We start from the raw sequence: 22968 nt of genomic DNA on the forward strand, positions 1-22968 counted from the left end.
ATATAGAGTTTCAATCAGTTATTATTAAATAATGATTCTTGTAATTTTTTTAATTGCTCCATACTCAATTTATTATAGGTAAGATCTACCGGCGTTAATTCCTTTTCTTGATTAGACGAAAGATCTAAAACTAACTTTTCCAAGTGCTTTTTATAACTGGTAATCAATTTTTCGATTGTTTCTTCAAAAAACTGGTTTTTATCATACCCGATATCAATCGTTAGTTTTCCGTTTGCAATCAATCCGGATACATCAAGTAATGAATGTCTTATCATATTTGGAGACACAATTTGTCCTTTATATTGATTAGAATATTCAAAGTTATTTTCTCCTTTTTGATCATTAATTTCATTTCCAAAAGTGCCTAAATAGTTATAAGTTATTTGTGGAGAATCCATTTTTATACTTTTCAGGACGTACTTCAATATTCCAAATCCAACGCCTTTATTAGGTATTCTGTGCAAAGTTTCTTTTACTTCAATTAATTGGTTTATATTATTTTCAGGATGTTTTAGAGCAATATATGTGGGATATAACGTAGTAAACCATCCTACCGTTCTGGTAATATCAATGTTATTATGTACAGGCTCTCTTCCGTGTCCTTCAAGATTTAATGTGGTTTTTGTGATATTAAAAACATCATTTAAAGCAAAACTTAATGCCGTAATTAAAACATCATCTATAGACGTATTATATACCGTATTACATTTAGTTATAAGTAAATCAGTCATATCAGCGTTCAGCTGAACAGAGCAAACTTCAGTATCTTCAAACCTGCTTATTTTTGTTTCTTTATCTAAAGGCAGTTTTTGTGCAAAATCTCCTTTTGATTTAATATCCAGCCAATAATTTTCTTGTTTTTCAATGACTGAACTATTAGAAAACTGCAGCAGATCATCAACCCATTCTGCGTAAGAGTTTGTTTTTAGTGGTAATTTTAATTCGATATTGTTCAGATACTGATTATACAAAGTCGAAAAATCTTCTAAAATTATTCTCCACGATACACCGTCAACAACCAGGTGATGACATGCAAATAACAAATAATCTGATTCGTCTTTTCGAAGCAGGGCTACTTTAAATAATGGTCCTTTTTCTAAATTTATCGTTGATTGAAATTCATCACAATACGCATCATATTCTTCGTTATTAATAGTTTTGCTTTCAAAAAAGTAATGGCTCTCATCGCCTTTATTTTCTTGCAGCCAGTCTTCATCAATTTTTTTAAAAACTATTCTTAATGCATCATGGTGACGAACAATCATTTGAAGGGTTGCTCTTACAGCCTGTTCAGAAACCGGAGCATTACTTTTTAATATAATAGATTGATTAAAGTGACTGTATTCTGAAATATTATTTTCAAAAAACCAGGATTGTATCGGACTTAGGTTAATTTCCTGCTCAATTTGATCCTGATTTACAGAAACAGTATGTTTTACAACACATTTAGACAATGTATCTATTGTTGGATATTTCATGATATCCTGAATATTTATCGAATATCCTTCTTGTATTAATCTGGATGCTATTTGAATAGATTTAATCGAATCTCCTCCTAAATGAAAAAAATTATCTTTTATACCTATTTCCTGCTTTTCTAACACTTTTTCCCATATTAAAACCAGTTTTTCTTCTATTTCATTGGTTGGCGCAGTGTATTCTACACCAGTATTAGTCGTATTGGTACCTAAACTGTAGAGCGCTTTTTTGTCAATTTTTCCATTTATCGTCAAAGGCATGGTTTTCAGCTCAATAAATGAAGACGGGATCATGTATTCCGGGAGGATGTTTTTTAGTGCATTTCTAAAATATGCTACCGTGACGCTGCTTCGCGTGATTACATAAGCAAAGATGCTTTTTTGTTGCGATGCATCTTCTTTAACCAAAAGAGCTACTTCTTTGACTTTAGGAAGGTTTAAAATAACACTTTCGATTTCGCTCAATTCAATACGATATCCCCTGATTTTTACCTGTTCATCGATTCTTCCCTCATATTGCATCTCGCCATTGGCTAAAATACGAACAAAGTCCCCGGATTTGTACAGTCTTTCTCCTTTGACAAACGGGCTTTCAATAAATTTTTGTTTGGTCAGCTCTTCTTTGTTGAGATAACCTCTTCCTACTCCTAAACCGCCAACATAAAGCTCTCCAATGAGTCCTATGGGAACAAGCTGCTGGTTTTGGTCTAAAACATAGCCCGAAAGCGTAGGTATGGTTGTACCAATATTACTGATATTAAGCTCTATATCAATATCAAGAATCTCTTTGTAGGTTACAAATACAGTAGTCTCAGTAATACCGTACATGTTGATGAGTCTGGTTTGCGGATAACGTGATTTCCAGTCCTTTAATTTCATTGGTGTCAGTGCTTCTCCTCCAAAAATTACATAACGAAGCGATAAATCTTTATGAGAACTTTCGAATTTCTGACCAATTAAATTGTAAAATGCCGAAGGCGTCTGGTTTAGTATCGTTACTTTTTCTTCGATCAATAAATCCATAAACAGTTTCGGGTTTTTGGCGATTTCTGTTGGAATCACAATTAGTTTTCCTCCAAAGAAAAGGGCGCCGTACATTTCCCAAACCGAAAAATCAAAGCTGTAAGAATGGAACATTGTCCAGACATCACCACATGAAAAATCAAATAAATCCTCGTCGTTGAGAAGTAATCGTGTTACATTTTTATGTTCTATTATTACCCCTTTTGGATATCCTGTAGTTCCCGAAGTATAGATTACATAGGCAATATCATCAGGTGTATTGATTTTTTTGGTGTTTGCTTTTGAATAAATATCCTGAACCGAAGTGAATTTTTCAAATTCATTCTCATCAAGTACAACTTTTGATCCTGTATCTTTTATAATATAATTGACTCTCTCAGTAGGGAAATCAGCATTGATGGGTACATATCCTGCGCCCGATTTTAAGATTCCAAGAATGCTGATTACTATTCTTAAGCTTGGGCGCATATTAATGCATATCAAATCATCGGCAGCAGTTTGGTACTGCTCTCTCAAATAAGCTCCAAGCTGGTTGGAGGCTTCATTTAGTTCTTTATAGGTGAGCGTTTCATTGCCAAAAACAACAGCAATATTATCCGGATATTTAGATGCCTGCTCTTCAAAAATATCAATGATCGTAAGCTCTGACGGATAACTAACATTTGAATTATCAAAGATCGACATCAACTGCTCTTTTTCTGAAGGGCTCAGATAATCGATTTCGCTAACAGGGTTTTCCGGACTTTGAGAAACTACATTCATAATGCTTTCAAAATGGTCTAAAACTCTATGAATACTAACCTCATCAAAAATATCCGTATTGTATTCGACAGCAACATCTAAAGATGAATCTATTTCTTCAAAATTGAATGTCATGTCAAATTTACTCAACACTTTTTCTTCAATTTCAAAATTTCCCTGAGCATTATTCCCTGAATTTTCAACTGCTGAATTTTCTTTATCAGTGTTTTGCAAAACAAGCATAACATCAAACAATACAGATCTGCTGGTATCGTGTTTTAGGTTTAATTTTTTAACAAGCGAATCAAAAGGATAGGTTTGATTTTCAAAAGAGGCTAATGTACTTTGCTTAATCTGACCAAAAAGTTCCTGAAAACTCAGCGATTCCTCAAACACATTTCTTAAAGCAAGGGTATTGATATAACAGCCAATCTGATTTTCGAGATCTACAGAGTCTCTTCCGGCAACGGGCGTACCAACAATTATATCGGTTTGTTTAGTATATCGGTATAATAATGTATTTAAAACGGTTAATAAACCAATGAATACCGTGCCTTCTTGCTGTAAACAAAGAGAATTGAATTTTTTATAAATTTTCTCATCAAATGTTCTTCTGATTTTCTTACCATTATACGTTTTCAAAAATGGTCTGTTTCTGTCTGTTGGAAAATCCAAAACAGGAATTTCACCCTCAAAAACAGACAACCAGTATTTTTCCTGTTTATTCTGTTCGTCAGAGTTTAAATTATTTTGCTGCCATACGGCGTAATCTTTATATTGGATAGCCAGTTTTGGAAGTGCATAAGAACTTCCATCAATTTTGCTTTGGTAAATGGTCATAAACTCCCTTACTAATATTCCCATAGACCAGCCATCGCATATAATATGGTGAATAGAGATTATCAATAACCTTTTATTATCCTCTGTCCTAAAAATAGAAATCCTGATCAAATCATCCTTTTCAAAATCAAATGGTGCAACAAATGATGCTTTTACAATTTCCTGTATTGCTGCAGTTGATTTGTCTCTGTAATCTTTGTAAGTCAGGTTTGGACTAAAATCATAACTGCTTTTAATGGATTGATACACTTCTCCATCAGCATTTGTCTTAATTGAAGCTCTTAAAATCTCATGTCTTTCTATTAATTCCTGAAAGGTTTCCTGAAAAATATTTTCATCAAAATCTCCTTCAATTGTATTTAAGCCAGACATATTATATGCGATACTTCCTTCTTGGAATTGGCTTAAAACCCAAATTCTGTATTGAGAAGATGACAATGGATAATGTTTTTGCTCATTTGCAACCGGTATACCGTTTTTTGTGGTATCCTGATCAGACAAATAAAGTATCAATGCTTCTTTATTACTGCGAATCTCTTCAAAGATTGCCGGATTAACTTCTTTTTCTTCAGTACTGATTTTAAGCAATCCTGATTCAATAAAAAGGTGAATTTTATTATCTGCTAGTTTATTTATTAGATCAATCATAACTTTTTAATTAACTTCAATTATATTGTTTTTAAGTACTACTTTTTCTGAATCTTTAAGCCAGATATGTGCTTTTATAACCTTACCGATTTTCTCGATTGTGGGATGTATAAAAATATCCTGGATTTTTATTTTTATACCAAATTCCTGGGCTATATAACTTACCAACCGCGTTGCTTTTAAGCTATGTCCGCCCAGTTCAAAAAAGTTATCCTGAATACCTATCCTTTCTTTTCCTAACAATTCAGAATAAATAGAAGCTAATTTTTGCTCTATTTCATTTGTTGGTGCAACATATTCTATTGAAATATTGCCGACTGCAAATAATTTAGATAAAAAAGGTTTATCTATTTTACCGCTCGCATTTAGAGGAAATTCATCCAGAAAGATAAACTGGGACGGCACCATATATAATGGGAGAGTTTTATTTAAGAAGGCCCTGACATCAGTATCTATACTTTTTTTACTGCTTACGATATAAGCAATCAATTCGACCTCGTTAAATTCATCACGGCGATCCATCACAACTGTCTCAGAAATTGATTGATGCGTAAGTAAAACTTTTTCTATTTCGCCTAACTCAACTCTGTACCCTCTTAGTTTAATTTGCTCGTCACGACGTCCTAAAAAATCAATGTTACCGTTTAAAAGCCACTTTGCAATGTCTCCGGTTTTGTACATTTTTGAATAATAATCTTTCGTGCCGGTATCACTTTTCTTAACTCCACAGAAAAAATGAAGCTTAAATTCTTCAATACCGTTTTTACCATGAACCTTTGTATTTACTCTATAATGCTCTATTTCATATAAGTTATATTGCGTCATCAATTCGATGATATAATATTTATCATCATTTTCTGAAATTCCAGGGCAAATTTTGTTTTCTAATTTTATACCTGTATTTGTTTCGGCAAGTGGTAATAAAGTTCCTAAAATAAACCTGCCTCCTGCTTTTAGGCTAAGTGCCATATTTTCTAAAAGGTTTTTAGGATTTTCGACTTGATCCAGTGTCAGGATACTGTTTACAAAATCTGCTGACTCCATTTCTACAATGCCTGTACTAAAAAAAGTGTCTTTTGGCAAGTCTAAAACTTGTAAATTGCTTTTGATTCCTCTATCCTTAAGATTGTTTATTTGCATCGCATTAATAGCTAAGCCTGTAATATTTTCTACTCCTTTATCAAAAATACTTTTCACCAATTCTTCGCTTCCACAGCCAAAGTCTAAAGCTATATCCGTATTTAAAAGCTCTTTTTGAAGCAACACAGAAAATGTATCTAACGAAATATTATTTTTATCTACTGCAGCTTCTCCAGAAACACCATTAAAAATTTCACCTTTATCTTTAAAAAGATTTTCTAAATAAATCTTGTTTGGAACAAAGGATTCAAAAGTTCTCTTAGGGTCATTCATATATCCTCTGCTGATTCCGGGACCGCTTAAATATATTTCTCCAGGCACACCAATTGGCGAGCAATTTAAATTATCATCTAATATGTAGCTCTTCAAATTGTGTCTTGGTTTTCCAATTGGCACAATGTTTTTATCAATATTTCCATTCCAGGCGTGTGCAAAAACAGTGTATTCTGTTGGTCCGTAACCATTGATAAGAAAACAGTGTTTAATCCATTTATCATAAAGTTCTGCATGACATTTTTCACCACCTGTTACGATCTTGGCATATCTTTTTAATCCCGTTGGATCAAGCTGCTGTAATACTGACGGAACCGTTAAAACAACATCAATGTTCTTTTGGTTTATTATATGGACCAAATCCATCAAATCGTCTGTATTTATAATAACCGATTTGCAGCGATTACCCAATGCCATAACAAGTTCGCCTACACAAACATCAAAACTCAATGAAGTAATTTGAGCAACTGTTTTATATCCGTCAAGCTCAAAATAATCCTTTTGCCAAATCGCTAAATCCAATAAGGAACGATGTTCAATCATTACTCCTTTTGGTCTTCCTGTAGAGCCCGAAGTATAAATAATATAAGCCAGATTATCTGACGTAACATTGGTCTGTAAAGATGTGGTTTCGTATTTGCTTACATCATTAAAATCATATTGATACTTATTTTTCACCTCATCATTACCTGCAAATGTTTTGTCAATGGTTAGAAAAGCATCATATCTGAATTTTGTTAATTCATTTTCTATCGAGAATATTTTTTCGCTAAAAGAAACTGATTTAATATGTGTTTTTTCGAAAATCAAATCAGATAAAAATTTCCTGTCTACAAACAATTCATCAGACCATTCTAGTTTTGTTCTGTAATTTTCATTTGTATTATTTTTATCAAATTGCTGCATATCCAAAATCAGGTCCTGACGTTTGTCTTCGTCCATCAAATCTCCAAGAAAAATTAATGCCTGAGGTTTTACTTTCGAAATAACCTGTTTAAGTACATTTCTAAGATAATTATGACCGTTAAAACTCTGAATAACACTATTTATAATTACAAGATCAAAATCTGCATAATCCAGTTCATCAATTTCATTTGCTGCAAGACAAAATAAACTTATGTTTTGTATGCCTTCCTGATCAACCCTGTTTTGTGTTAACTTAAGAATACTTTCAGAAATATCGGTACCTACATAATGTTTCACTTTTTTAGCAATAGGAAACATACTCAATCCAGACGAACAGCCTATTTCAAGTACTCGCATATCTTTATGCAGTTTATCTTCCAGTTTTAGAAAAATATTCTGGCTATATTCATCCATTTCCTCTTTAGACAAATATTCGCCTGTATAACTGCTCATCCATCCACCGGCAGTAATTTCATCTGTAGCTGTTTCTCCTACATGTTCCCAAAGTTCTTTGTCTGAGTATTGGTTTTCAATACGTCCAAATTCTTCATAAATATTTTCAGAATCCCAACACACGATATCTTTTAGGTTTACAACTCTCCATTGCAGTTTATTAGCTAATTCGATCAGTTCTTTCTCGACAAAAAGTACTTCGGCGTTCGAATTCTCAAGCATATAAACTAATCTCTCTTCAGGAGTGTTTACATCCAAAGGCACATATGCGCCACCGGCTTTCATGATACCGAGTATATCAATTGCGATTTCCTTTTTTCTTGATTTTAATAATCCTACTCTTGTTTCCGGTTTTATGTTTAATTTATTTTTAAGGAAATGAGCAATCTGATTTGATTTCAGATCTACTTCCTTATACGACAATGACCCGAAATTATCTTCGATTGCAACATTATCGCCCATAATTGCTGCATTTTTTTCAAATAAACCGTGAAATGTTTCTACTTCAAAAGCAAATGATTTTGTTTCGCCATTTACAAATTTTGATAAAATTAAATCTTTATCAGACTTCGAAATCAAATCGATTTCAGATAAATGCAGATTCGGATTATCGACAACTTTTTTAAGAATATTTTGAAAATGTTCTGCAAAACGAGCTACAGATTCCGGTTTAAATATGCCGGTATAATATTCGATTTCAATTTCTATCTCTTTTTCAAATTCGTATACAAACCATGTTAGATCAAACTTACTTGTTGTATGCTTTTTTGATAATCTGGGCATAAGGGAACTGTCAATTTTCTGAATTTCCTCTTTCTCAATTTCAATCTTATTGTAATTTTGAACAACCATTGATACATCAAAAAGTGGATTTCTGGATGGTTCTCTTTCCACATTCAGCATATTAACCATATCCTCAAATTGAAGATCCTGATTTTCGTAAGCATTTATACACTTGGTAATTACCTCTTTATAAAAGTCAATAAACGTTTTATCTGCATTTGGAAAACTCCTGATCACAATTGTATTTACAAACATTCCAACAATTGACTCCAAATCTGCATGTCGGCGCCCATTAATACCACAGCCGATTAAAATATCTTCCTGATCAGAATACTTATGAAGCAGCACAAACAGCAAAGTCATTAATGTCATTTGAAGACTCGCTCCATTATTGTTACTGAATTCTCTTACTTTTAAGGTCGTATATTCATCAATAGTAAAAATATGATTTGCTCCTTCAAAACTAAAAACTGGCGGTCGTGAATAATCTGTTGGCAAATTTAATCGCGGTATAGAATTTGAAAATTCTGTTTTCCAATATTGCTTTTGTTTGTCTAGTTTACCAGTAGAAAAAAGATTATTCTGCCATTCAGAAAAATCACGATACTGCAGTTTTAATTCCGGTAAGTTATCGTTATTAAATAGTTTTATAAAGTCACTGTTTAATATTTCCTGAGAACTTCCGTCTGAAATAATATGATGCATATCGACAATCCATGCATATCCTCCAGTGTCTAATTTGAAAATAGCAGAACGCATTAAAGAATCTCCTGAAAGATCAAATGGCTGTATATAATCCTGAATTAACTGATCTAGATTTTCTTTTTCGGCAACATAATAATCTAGCTTAAAATCTACATTTAGATGTATTTTTTGCATAATTGTTCCGTTCACTTCTTCAAATGAAGTTCGCAGACTTTGATGTCTTTGTATCACTTTTCTAAGGATTGCCTCCATTTTTTCAACAGATGTTTTCTCATCTAAAAAACGTATTACAGATACGTTATAAGCCGTACTTGCGGTATCAAATTGCTGTAAAAAATAAAGTCTCTTTTGGCTTGATGACAATGGATAATAAAGCCTGTCTTCTAATTGCTCAATTTTAGAAAATGCATTCTTTTCTTTTGTTTTTATCAATTTGGCCTGATCTTCAAGAACTGCATTCGAAAAAATATCTTCAATACCAATAACTACATCAAACTCTTTATGTATTAAGGCTACAAGCTGAGTAGCATTAAGACTATGCCCACCTATAGCAAAGAAATTTTCTTTTATACTGATTTTTTCTTTTCCTAAGACTTTCTCCCAAAGTTGGGTTAATTTTATCTCTGTCTCTTCAGTTGGAGCAAAATATTCCTGTTTTTTTCTTTGGTCTTCTTCAAATTTCAATAACTCTTTTTTATCAATCTTTCCATTGTGGGTTAAAGGAAAATGGTCTACCTCTACATAGATTTCGGGAACCATATAGGCAGGAAGATTCTTTGAAAGATAATTTTTTAGTTCACTAACTTTTCCTTTTTCTTTATTGATTAAAAATACAATCAGATTATTTCCCAGACTGTTCTTTTTATTTAAGACCAAAGCTGGAAATTTTCCATATGATTTTATACTTTCTTCAATCTCTTCGAGCTCTATTCTATATCCTCTTATTTTTACCTGATCGTCATTTCTTCCCAGATATTCTATATTGCCGTTTTCATCCCATCTGCCATAATCTCCTGTTTTATACATGATGGTTCCAGGAATAAACGGATTTGAGACAAATCTTTCATTGCTCATTTTTTCGTTGTTATTATATCCTTTTCCAACGCTGTTACCGGCTATAAAAATCTCACCTGAAATTCCTATTGGATTTAAATGTCCGTTTTCGTTCAGGATATAAATTTGTGTATTCCAGATTGGCGATCCTATCAATACTTTTTCATTACTCAAAACTTCCATCACAATACATCCTACCGTTGTTTCTGTAGGTCCGTATTCGTTGTAGATTTTAATTTTGGGATTTATTGATTTTAAAATTGTAATGTGTTCTTCATTTACAGCTTCTCCTCCCAGAATGATTTTGCTGACATTTGAATTCGTTATTCCCAATTCTTTTAAAAGCGTAACATGCGCTGGCGTTATTTTTAAATAATTAACAACTGAATCTGAAGAAAATGCATTTTTAAGAATATCTGAAATAGTCTCTTTTTCGTTGTAAATTTTCAATCTCCCTCCATGCAGTAAGGTGCAAAAAATACTGGTAACGGTTAAATCGAAAGATAGCGATGTGAATAATGCAAAATTTGCTTCGTCATTTTGCGTACCGTAATAATGAGATGCCCAGTTTACATAGTTGTACAAATTGCCATGCGATATTTTACATCCTTTTGGATTTCCTGTTGATCCTGAGGTATAAATCAAGTAAGCAAGATCTTCGTTATCTACAGCAATATTTGGATTTTCAGTCGAATCTTCCAAATCATCGATCTGAATATCAATACTAAAAATAGGTTCTTTAAAATAAGAAAAATCAAAAAAGTAATCTGTCTGGGTGATTAATGCTTTTAGTTCAGCATTTTCAATCATATATTCTTTATATGCCTCCGGATAATTTGGATCTATAGGAACATAACTCGCTCCGGATTTTATTACAGCCAATATTGCTATAATAAGATTTTCAGATCTGTTTAAAACAATCCCAACTTTATCATTTTGAGATAAATTATAATTGCTAACAATATAATTAGCCAATTGATTTGACTTTTCATTTAGATAATCATACGTGATTGTTTTATTTTCAAACTCTAAAGCTATTCCATGTGGTGTTTTTTTAACCTGTTCTTCAAATTTTCTGATTACATTTTCTGTCAGATCATAAATTATTTGGGTAGTATTAAAATCATCCAGAAGCATTTGTTTTTCTTTTGATGACAGTAATGAAAACTGATTAATGGCAAGATCCGGCTGCGCTGTTAATTGTGATAATAAATATTCAAAATGAGTCTGTAACCTCTTTACCGTACTTTCTTTATACAAATCTGTATTGTAAGTTACAGACATATACAACCCATCCTGAGTTTCGTTGAAATCAAATATTAAATCGAACTGACTCGTACTTTGAACTGATTTATCATAATTTTGCATTGCTGCTCCAGATTCGCTAATTTCTTTGTCTGATTCTGATGGCAAATTTTGAAGAACAACCAAAATATCAAATAACGGATTATGGCTCAAATCACGCTCCAAATGCAATTCTTCAACTAATTTATCATAAGGATATGAATCATGATTAAAAGAATCGATTACAGTAGTTTTTACTTCCTGAACCACTTTTAAAAAACTTTCAGAAGGATTTAGTGTTGTACGTAAAGGAATATTTTTAATATAAAAACCAATTTGATTTTCTAAATCTATATTATCTCTTCCTGCTTTTGAAGTTCCAATTATTTGATCATCCGCGCCTGCATAATGGTATAAAAATGTATTTACAGATGATAAAAGCACTATAAAAAGTGTAGCATCTTCTTTTATTGCTATGTTTTGTAAACGTTTTAATAAAGAAGTATCAAACTTGGTTGTAATCTTTTTTCCGTTATAGGTTTTTATCGCCGGTCTTGGATAATCTCTCGCCACGTCGATCTTTGGTAATGTATCTGAAAATTTATTTAACCAAAAAGATCTGTTCTTTTTCATCTCATCAGATGCAAGCTGCTTTTGCTCCCACTCAGAATAGTCTTTATATTGAATACGCAACGGTTCTATAAGAGATTCTTTATTAGAAATAAGATTGTTATAAATCTGCAAAAGTTCATTTGTGAAAATGGTTAACGACCATCCATCACTAATAATATGATGCATTATTAGCGTAATAATTGTTTTTTGATCTGAGGTTTTAAATAAATGCACGCGAATAAGCGGTCCAGTTTTAAGATCAAAAGGTAAATTCAATTCATTTTGCACCAATCTCTCAACTTCATTATTTTCAAATTCAGCCGCATCAGTATAACCAATATCAAAACCTTCATTTTTAAAAGGCAAAATCCATTGTCTTATTTCACCAAAATCATTTTCGTTGAATGTGGTTCTTAAAATCTCATGTCTTTTTATAATTTGCAGAAAAGATTTTTGAAGCAGTTTTTTATCAATAGAACCGTCAAATTGTACTGAATCACTAATTGTATACGCATTATTAATATCAGAAAACTGACTTAAAATCCAAAGTCTTTTTTGCGATGATGACAAAACATACGATTCCTGTTCACTTACTTTTGGAATACTTACAGCAGTATTTTCTTCTCGTTTGTAGGTTTCAATAAATTCGATTAATTCTTGTTTATTGTTTTTAATCTCTTCAATTAATGCATCACTAAGAACGTCTTCCGGAGCCTCAATATCCAATCTTCCGTCTACAACGTTAATTTGGATTTTTAAATCATTGAGTTTTTTATATAAATCTAAATTCATAGTGATATTTTTTTTGTTTTTTTATTTAATTCTTTATCAAATTTTATGTTCGAAACGCTGACTAAATTTATTTTTTCAATTTCCTGGGCTAATAATTCAATCGTTGGACTATTAAAAATATCCCTAATAGTAACTGAGTAACCTGTATCACCATTAATCCTGTTTACAAATGATCCAACGGTAAGAGAATCTATTCCTAATTCAAAGAAATTTTCATTTGTCGCTATTGATTCCCTGTTTAGGATAATACTTAAAATTGCTTCGAGTTTTATTTGGATTTTTCCTTCCGGGCTTTTCTTAATTTTCTGATTATCAAAAATTAAATCTGGCTTTGGTAATAGTTTACGATCAATTTTTCCATTTGTATTAAGTGGTAATTTGTCGAGCGTTACATAATATTCAGGTATCATGTAATCAGGCAGATAATTTCTTAGGTGGGCTTTAATTTTATCTTGTGACAGCACTTCATTAAATACCACATAAAAAACCAGGCGATTCGTAAAACCTTCTTTCATAACATCTACAATGACTTCCTTAATTTTATCATTCTTTAATGCTACACTTTCTATTTCTCCCAGTTCTACCCTGAATCCTCTTATTTTTACCTGATAATCTTTTCTGCCAAGAAATTCCATATTACCATCAGAAAGTAACTGTCCTAAATCGCCTGTTTTATACATCATTCCTCCTAACTTGTCATTAAAAGGATCTTTAAAAAATGAACCGGCAGATTTTATTTCATCATTTGCATAACCATTTGCAACCCCTACGCCGCCTATATATAATTCTCCGGCAACACCTACGGGCACATGCTTTTGGTTTTCGTCAAGAATGTAAAAAAAGTTGTTATCAATAGGTTTTCCATAAGGTATTGAACTCCATTTAGGATCAACTTCTTTAATAGGATAATAATTGGACCAGACTGTTCCTTCTGTTGCACCGCCAAGACTTACAACTTTAGCATTTGGAAAAAATTTCACAATCTGTATTGGTAGTTGCGTTGGTATCCAGTCACCACTTAAAAAAACCGTTTTAAGTTGTGTTTGAATAAAATTCTTGTTTTCATATTCCAGTTCATTAATTAAATAGTTCATTGTTGTTGGTACAGAATCCCAAAAAGTAATTTGTTCTTCGGCAATCACTTTCTTCAACGTTTGAAAATCTTTAATTTCGTCTTCCTGCATTATTACGATGGCACCTCCGGAAGCAAGCATTCCAAAAATGTCATACACAGATAAATCAAAACATACCGATGTTATAAACAAAAGTTTATCTGTTGTTTGTACATTAAATTCTGAATTTACCCACTCAATAAGATTTACGGCTGCATGATGCGGAATCTTTACTCCTTTTGGATTTCCTGTAGAGCCCGAAGTGTAAATTGTATACGCCAGCTGTGTACTGTTAACACGGATATTAAGATTATCGGCTTTATAGTCGTAGTTAGAGATAACCACTTTTTTTACATTCTCTATGCCTTCAATATTCTTTTCGTTTTCAGTTATAACAAAACTAACGGCAGAATTTTCGATCACGTATGTTTTTCTGTCCAGAGGATAATTAGAATCGATTGGTATGTAAACTCCTCCAGCTTTCAGTATTCCTAATAAGCCAATAATCATTTCAAAATTTCTCGAAGTAATAATTCCAATATGATCTCCCGTTTTTACGCCTTGTTCTATAAGATGTCTGGCAAACTGATTTGCTTTACTATTTAATTCATTGTAAGTAAGTTCTACCCCTTTTTGTTTTAATGCAACACAATGAGGGTTCTGTTCTACTTGCTCTTCAAACAATTCATGGACTTTTTTATCTTTTGCATATGGAACAATTGTATCATTAAAAGTGCCTAATAATTGTTTATCTGCATCAGTTAAGATGTTCAGGTCGCTAAGCAGTAAATCTGGATTTTCTATAAACTTTTCAAGAATTATTTCATAAAGTTCAGCCGCTTTCAAGCAATCATTTTCATGAAAATATGCATTTACATATTTAATAGAAACAGACAGATTACCGAGCGTTTTATCAACTTCAAGATCAAATAATGTATTTGTCATCTCGTGGTTTGCAATTGGCTTAGAAAATAATTCACTGCTAATTTCTTGTACATTACTTTGCTCATTCCAATTTTCAAATTCATGAAAGTCAGTATAATTCATAAGAGTATCAAAAAACGGATTCTCTAAAGAAGATTTACCTCCCACTACATTAGCGATTTCTGTTAAATGTATTTCCTTAGATTTTACGGTTCTTAAATAATCATTTACATGAAGGATAAGCGATTTAATATCTTTAAAATCAGATACATTAATTCGTACCGGGATCGTATTTAAAAAACAGCCTAATATATTTTGACTGTCCTCGATCTCCGGTCTTTCATGCGTAACGATACCTGTTATGATATCAGTTTCTGCAGAAATAACTTTCATCAAATAGAGATGTGCAGCGAGACATATTGTTTTTGGAGATATTTTTAGTTTCTCTGATACCTGAATAAGATTTGCTAAAACTTCTTTAGAAATTGGTCTGGTCAATTTGGACATTCCTGTCTTGTCACTGACTTTTTTTCCTTTAAAATTAAAAGGAAGTTTATTTCGTGTATAACCGTCAAGGGTATTTTTCCAATAATCAATTACATTTTGAGAGCTTTTTTTGGCAATTGCAATTGCACAATAATCTTTATAACTATGCTTTAGCGGTGCAAGTTCTTTGTGACCAATATTTGATAATTCTGTTTTAAAAATTGTCGTACTCCACCCATCTAATAAAGCATGATGAAAACTAAAAAATAACGTATAGATATTTTTTGAAACACGAAATACTTTAACGCGCCACAATAAATCGCCATCAAATTCTAGCCTTAGGTCTAAATCATTTTTTCCGTATTCAAGTATTCTGTTTCTTTTTTCATCGTCTGTCAGAGATAAAATATTTTCAAAAGTAACGGGTACAGAAACGTGTTTGAAAACTATTTTTGCCAAATTATTAAAACTTTTAGTATAGTATTTAGTTCTTAACGAAGCATGTCTCTGTACTAATTTTTCAATATTTTCAAGAAATTCGTTTTCATCATTTATTTCCAGATCATAAATATACTGGTCGTAATAAACAGGTTCTTCCGGTCTGATTTGAGAAGAAAAAATCATTCCCGTTTCAATTGACGCTAATGGATATATATCTTCATATTGATACGCATCAATCCTGAAATTAACATCATTTTCAACAGCCATCCTAAACTGGTTGATTTTCTCGTAACCAATATTCAGATATTCTTCAGTTGTATTTTTTCCTTTATTTTTTTCTATTTGAGTACTTAAATCGATTATGGTCTGATACTCAAAAACATCGGCAACATTTAATTCTGAGTTAAATTCTTTTTTAATTTCAACCACAAGCTGAATTGCTTTTATTGAATCTCCTCCAATTGCAAAAAAGTTGTCTGTGGTACTAATCTGTTTAATTCCAATGATTCTTTCCCAAATTGCTACGAGTTTTTCTTCGTTTTCATTTTTAGAAGTCACATGCTCCGCAACTCTTTTTTGATTCTCTGCCTTTTGCAGTAATTTTTTCGTGTCTACTTTGCCGTTTATGGTAATTGGAAATTCATTTACTTCAATATATATTTCAGGAACCAGATAAGACGGAAGTTTCTTTACCAGATATTCTTTAAGTTCGCTTGTATTAGAGGCTTCTTTATTGACCACAAAGGCAATTAAGGTTTTATTTCCCGATTCATTTTCGCTGCATAATACCTCAGCCGCTTCAAACTTTCCAAAACGAATTATAGCTTCAGTAATTTCTCCTAATTCTATGCGATAACCGTTTATTTTTACCTGATTATCATTTCTTCCCAAATATTCTATTTGTCCATTTTCGGTAATTCTTCCAAGGTCGCCAGTTTTGTATACTTTAGAATTTTCTTTATATGGATTGTCAATAAATTTTACTGCAGTCAATTCAGGATTGTTTAAATATCCTGATGATAATCCGGCGCCGCTAATCAAAATTTCACCCACAACTCCTTTAGGCTGTAATGTAGTATCACTATTTGCAATGTAAATCGCTGTATTCGCAATAGGAAGACCAATTAAAACCGGCTGTTCATTTTTAGTATCAACATCATAAACAATACATCCAATGGTGGCTTCTGTTGGTCCATATTCATTGATAATACGCATAGAAGGATTCAGTTTTCTTAAAATATCAATATGCCTTTTTTGCAAAGCATCGCCGCCCACAATTGCCAGCGAAATTTTGCTTTTTTCAATTTCAAGTTTATCTACTACATCAATATGCGCTGGTGTAAGTTTTATACAGGAAATTCCAGCATTAAAATAATCTTTTAAAATAGCTGTAATTTCCTTTTTTGAATCGAATATATGCAACGTGCTACCCGTCAGTAACGGAAGAAATAAGCTGGTTATAGTAAGATCAAACGAAATAGACGTAAATAACCCAAAATCATAGGTTTGGGTTGGGTTATTGCAATAATATGATTTTCCCCATTGCAGATAATTGGCAAGCGAATAATGTGTGATCATGACCCCTTTTGGTGTTCCTGTAGAACCGGATGTGTAAATAACATACGCCAAATCAGCAGGTAAAATCACATCATTACAAAAATCAGCAGGATATTCAGCAGGATCAAATTCTACATCAATGGCAAACATGCTGCCTTTATAATCATATTCTTCAAAAATGTAATTGGTATCCGTAATCAGTAAACCGGCATTAGAATCCTTTAATATTGCCGATATTCTAGGCGACGGATAATTTGTATCGATTGGTATATAAACGAGACCTGCTTTTAAAACGCCCAATATCGTAATAACAGACCATTCGCTTTTGTCCAGCAATATTGCCACGATATTTCCGGGCTTTAATTTTCGTGTTTTTTTAAGGCAATTCGCAAATTGGTTCGATAAATTATTTAACTCAGCATAGGTATATGATTTCGTTTCGCAGACAATTGCAATTTTGTCAGGATTGGCTACAACCGCTTCATTAAACATTTGTATTACTGTTTGCGAAATACTGTCTTTTTCAGAAAAATTAACCAGAGATGAGCTTTCATTTTCAGATAAAAAGTCGATATCCCTAATTTTCAACTCGGGATTTTCTAATAACTGAGGCACTATTTTTTTATAGTGTTTTAAAAATTGAATTAAGAAATCAGCATCATAAATATCTTTGTTGAAATTTATTTCGATATCAAATTCATTTTCAAAATTTATAATATGAAACTCTATTTCGTATTTTACCTGTCCTTCTCCTGTTATTTTTATTTCTTCGGAAACCACTGCATCAGAAGATTTTATAAAATTGTGATAATCGATTAAGATATCAAATACAGGATTTCGGCTAGTATCTCTTTTTATATCCAGTTTTTCCAACAGACTTTCAAAAGGGTATAATTGGTGTTTAAAAGCTTCGAGAGTAGATGTTTTAATCTTCTCAAAAACTTCGTTAAAACTATCCCCGGCATTGATTTGATTTCTCAAAGGCAATACATTTATATAAAATCCAATTTGATTTTCTAAGTCAGTATAATTTCTACCAGTCACCGGAGATCCAATAATAATATCCTGTTGTGCCGTATATCTGTATAACAATACTTTGAGTGTAGCCAGTATTGTCATGAATAAACTTCCGCCGTTTGACTGTGCGTATTTTTTTAATTGATCATTTAAGTCCGCCGGAATTCTGGTAATGATTCTTTTACCATTGTACGTTTTATTTTTTGGACGCAAATTCTTTTTCGGAAAATCAAACAAAGGCAAATCATCAGAGAATCTGTTATACCAGTAGGTTTCACTTTCTTTATTATCGCTTTTTGATAATTCATTTTGCTGCCAGGAAGCATAGTCTTTATACTGTATTCTTAAGGCTTCAAGCTCCGGGGTTTTGCCTGATTTGAAATATTCATAATATTGAAATAGTTCATCAGATAAAACTTCCATCGACCATTCATCTGTAATAATATGGTGCAGATTAATATAAAACACACTTCTGTCATCTTCTAATTGTAAAAAACTGCCTCTAAATAGCGGACCTATTACAAAATCATAAGGTTTTTGAAGGTCTTCGGCTATATATGCCTTTGCCTTTACTTCCTTGTCTGCAGCAGTACGGAAATCAATATAATTAAAATCTAATTTTATTTGATCTGCCGGCAATATCCACTGTCTTACTTCACTAGAATCGTCTAACTTAAAAATGGTACGAAGAATTTCGTGACGGGAAACTAATGCCAGTATTGATTTTTTAAGACAATCGAAATCGTATGCACCTTTTAGTTCGATTTCTACAGGCATATTATAGGCAATCGAATCAGGATTTCTTTGACTCAAAAACCACAGACTTTTTTGAGATGACGACAACGGATAATGCGCAAGAATTTCGGCCGTAGGAATAACAACAGATTCATGCATTAACCTGTTAGACTGAATAGATTTTAGATAATCAACAAGACTTTTTTTATGTGATTTTATTATCTCCAAAACTTCCGGAGCAATAACTTCACTATAAGAAATGATTTTTATATTTTCATTTTCAAGTTCTAACTTTATTTTTTTTAGTCTTAGATCCGAAAGTATTTTTTTTATAGACACTGACATAATTTTATTTTATAGAAAACTAATATTCAATTGTTTTTTCTCCAAACAATCTTTCGGCTATTATCTTATTATCATTACAATCTCTTACAAGCTTATTTGATTCGACTATAGGTCTGGATTTGTCTGTATATTTAATTGAACTAATAAACTCCAGCCAAGGCTCTAATCCCATTGCGTAAACAAAAACATTTTTTGGCTTAAATATCTCGATCAGGCTTTTTCCCTGATCATAATTAGAACCGGATAATCGTCTTGAAAGGTTTTTATCATTGTCAAGTTTTTCAGGCATTAGTGGTCCGTATAACCATGACAAAGGAGCGCCGTCGCATTCCATACCCAGAAAAAGAACATCTATATCACCCAGATATTGGTGAACACGCTGATAAAGTTCTGGCTGAATATTGCAGGAATCTGCCGCTAAAATCACTTTAAATTTATTATGAAGCGAAACATGATAACATAATTTACTTCTGATATCTAAGTCTGAATGTTCACCCAAAAACGGAACTCCGGTAATAACACATCCTTCTAGTTCGATGGTTTCCATATCATCCAGTTCAATTATATTATTAAAACCAATGTTATTAAACATTAATTTTAAATTAGGATCCTGAAGATTCCCTTTTCCGCTTGATGGTACTACTATATTACTGATGCAATGTCTAAGCTGCAGTAATGTTTCAAGTAATACGTGATCCTGATGATTGTGCGTAATCAATACATAATCAATTTGCTCAGGAAGATCATTTATGGTATATCTTGGTACATCTGTTTCATATCCATCATAACTTATAACGGGATCCACTAAAATCGAAATTTCATTTGTTTCCACTAAAACACAGGCATGTCCAAAATAACGAGTTCTGATACCGTTACCTAGATATCGCTGATATTCTTTAGGTGGTTCTTCAGTAAAAAAACTTCTAAAAAGTTCTTCCTGAGTATTTTTTATCGCTAATCTTTCTTTGATTTCATTATAATCTCCTTTCTTTCGTTTCATACTGAACAAATCGTCAATTATGCTGTTTTTAAAAGGAAGATCCAGATGAATTAAATGCGCATCATCAAGCCTTGGTGTACTTAAAACAAAAGATCTGTCATTGTCCGCACTAATCATTTGTAAGGAAATAGATTGTGCATTTTCATGATAAAATTCGCTCTTGTATAATAGTGACTCGTAAAATCTAAAATTTGGGTTATTGTACAAATCATAATACAATTCGACAAAGCCTTTTAGAATTTCCGGAATTTCGTTATATAAAGGTTCTAATGAAAAACCAACTGCGTTTTCCTGAAGTAATTTGTTAAGGTTATTAATTGCCGCCGCAAATTCAAACATATTAGATCGTTTGTCTTTGATAAAATCGCACAATTCTTTAATTTCATCACTTCTTTCACCTTTATAATCAATAAAAGGTCCTCCTATCATTTCTGGTCTTTTAACAGCTGCAGCGTGAATTTTAGGATTCTGTACATAAGATTCCATTATTTTTAGGTGACGTTCTATTACGTTAAGGGCAGATGTTGCTGGGGAAACCAAGTGAGGCCATGCATACCAACGATCTATTAAAGCTTCAATTGCGACATTAAGTTTTAAATACATATTTTTCTGTTTGTTTATTTTTTAAGTTTTAAATAATTGTACTATCTATTTCAACACTGTTTGAGGAATTCTCTTTTTGCCAAATTTGATTAGAAATTTCTTCCGCCAATTCTTCAATGTTCACATCACGGAAAAGATTTATAATATCTAATTCGATATTAAACTCTGATTTTATTTTTGTGATAAGGCCAATAGCATTAAGGCTGTTACCGCCTATTTCAAAGAAATTATGCTTAATTCCTATCTTTTCCTGTTTAAGGTGTTTTTTCCAGATCTCTATTAGTCTCTCTTCAATTTCATTATTTGGAGCAACGTATAAAGTCTCATTTTGTATGCTATTATATGTATAATTGGGAAGCGCTTTTTTATCTGTTTTTCCGCTTTTGTTTAAAGGAAATTTATCCAGTATTACGAAGTGACTCGGGATCATATATCCCGGTAAGGTTTTCTTTAATTTCGAACTTAATTCGGTAACATCAAATTCCTGATTTAATAAAACATAAGCAACAATTACACTTCCTGTTACAGCATCTTCTTCTACTATTACAATTGCATCCTTAATATTATTTTGGCCAATCAGCGCATTATATATCTCGCCTAATTCAATTCTTTTTCCTCTTATTTTAACCTGATCATCTCTTCGTCCTTCATAAAGAATAGTTCCGTCAGAAAGCCATTTTCCATAATCTCCAGTTTTGTAGAGTTTTGTATTAGCTTCAAAAGGATTAGTAATAAATCTGTCAATGGTTAATTTTTTATTATTCAAATAGCCTCTCGCTAATCCATCTCCGCCAATAAAGATTTCACCCGTTACACCTTTTGGCAAAAGATTACCATTATTATCCAGTATATAAAATTGCTCATTGTATAAAGGGCTGCCAATACTAAGGCCGTGACTTTTTTTGATGTCTAATACACTGCTCCATATTGTTGTTTCGGTTGGTCCGTATACATTTACAGATTCAAAGGTTTCTGCTTTTAACTGCTTGTAAAGTGAATTCGTCAAAGACTCTCCTCCAACCAATAAGACTTTAAGACTCTGCGGAAATTTTATGTCCAGTTGATATAATTGAGATAATCGCGAAGGCGTTGTTTGTAATCCCTGAATATTAGAATTGTGAACTTGTTTCATGAATTTAACAGGATCCTTTAATTCATCATCTGAAAATAGAATTAATTCTTTTCCATGACATAAACTTCCTAATATTTCTAATACAGATATATCAAAAGTGATATTTGTAGAACAAGCTATACTTTGTATTTCTTCTAATTTGAAGTTTAAATACAAATTGATAAAAAACGAAGTTAAATTTCTATGCTCGATCATTACCCCTTTTGGGTTTCCTGTAGTTCCCGAAGTATAAATTACATACACCAAATCATTAGCCTGGTTTACTTTTTCAGGATTTTCTTTTGAATAGTTGTCTTTAACCGCATCAAACTTTCTAAGCTCTTGCTGATCCAGTACGGCTTTACTATTACTGTCCTGTTCGATATACGCGATTCTTTCTGCAACCCCTTTTGGGTTTCCTGTAGTTCCCGAAGTATAAATTACATACACCAAATCATTAGCCTGGTTTACTTTTTCAGGATTTTCTTTTGAATAGTTGTCTTTAACCACATCAAACTTTCTAAGCTCTTGCTGATCCAGTACGGCTTTACTATTACTGTCCTGTTCGATATACGCGATTCTTTCTGCAGGATAGTTCATATCAATTGGTAAATATGCACCTCCCGACTTTAGAATTCCAAGTATGCTGACAATCATTAGCTCACTTCGGTCAAGCTTAATACCAACCAGATCATCTGCCTGAATTTGGTAACGTTCTCTTAAATATCGTGCTAACTGATTCTTTTTCATTTAACTCCCTATACGTTAATATAGTCTCTCCAAATACTAAGGCAACATTATCCGGTGCTTGTAATACCTGCTGCTCAAATAAATCAATTAYGGTTTTATCCTGAGGATAATCAGCTTTCGTGTTGTTGAAGCCGTTTAATAGTTCCTCTTTTTCTA

Annotated in this window: 6 protein-coding genes; all 6 read right to left on the minus strand. The window is 32.3% G+C overall.

Going from position 1 to position 22968, the window contains the following annotated elements; genetic code table 11:
* Positions 1–14: 14 nt before the first annotated feature.
* A complete protein-coding gene (locus tag ASF10_RS08625) occupies positions 15–4730 on the minus strand; it encodes a non-ribosomal peptide synthetase (RefSeq protein ID WP_056247708.1) in 4716 nt (1571 codons plus the stop codon).
* A gap of 6 nt (positions 4731–4736) precedes the next feature.
* Positions 4737–12731, minus strand: coding sequence for a non-ribosomal peptide synthetase (locus ASF10_RS08630; protein ID WP_056247710.1), 7995 nt, complete (start codon positions 12729–12731; stop codon positions 4737–4739).
* The gene (locus ASF10_RS08635; RefSeq protein ID WP_056247712.1) at positions 12728–19348 is read right to left on the minus strand and encodes a non-ribosomal peptide synthetase; all 6621 of its coding nucleotides are present in this window, start codon (positions 19346–19348) and stop codon (positions 12728–12730) included. The genes ASF10_RS08630 and ASF10_RS08635 overlap by 4 nt, the downstream gene beginning before the upstream one ends.
* A 19-nt stretch (positions 19349–19367) precedes the next feature.
* Positions 19368–20951 (minus strand): MBL fold metallo-hydrolase, encoded by a 1584-nt coding sequence (locus tag ASF10_RS08640; RefSeq protein WP_056247714.1) that lies wholly within the window; start codon positions 20949–20951, stop codon positions 19368–19370.
* Between the two features lie 28 nt (positions 20952–20979).
* Positions 20980–22812, minus strand: a complete 1833-nt coding sequence (locus tag ASF10_RS08645; RefSeq protein WP_056247716.1) for a non-ribosomal peptide synthetase — start codon at positions 22810–22812, stop codon at positions 20980–20982.
* The coding region (locus ASF10_RS24410) for a hypothetical protein (protein WP_206743358.1) at positions 22754–22968 on the minus strand (215 nt) is incomplete at its 5' end. The genes ASF10_RS08645 and ASF10_RS24410, both read right to left, overlap by 59 nt.

Origin of the sequence: Flavobacterium sp. Leaf82, from assembly GCF_001422725.1 — a bacterium.
Taxonomy (GTDB): Bacteria; Bacteroidota; Bacteroidia; order Flavobacteriales; family Flavobacteriaceae; genus Flavobacterium.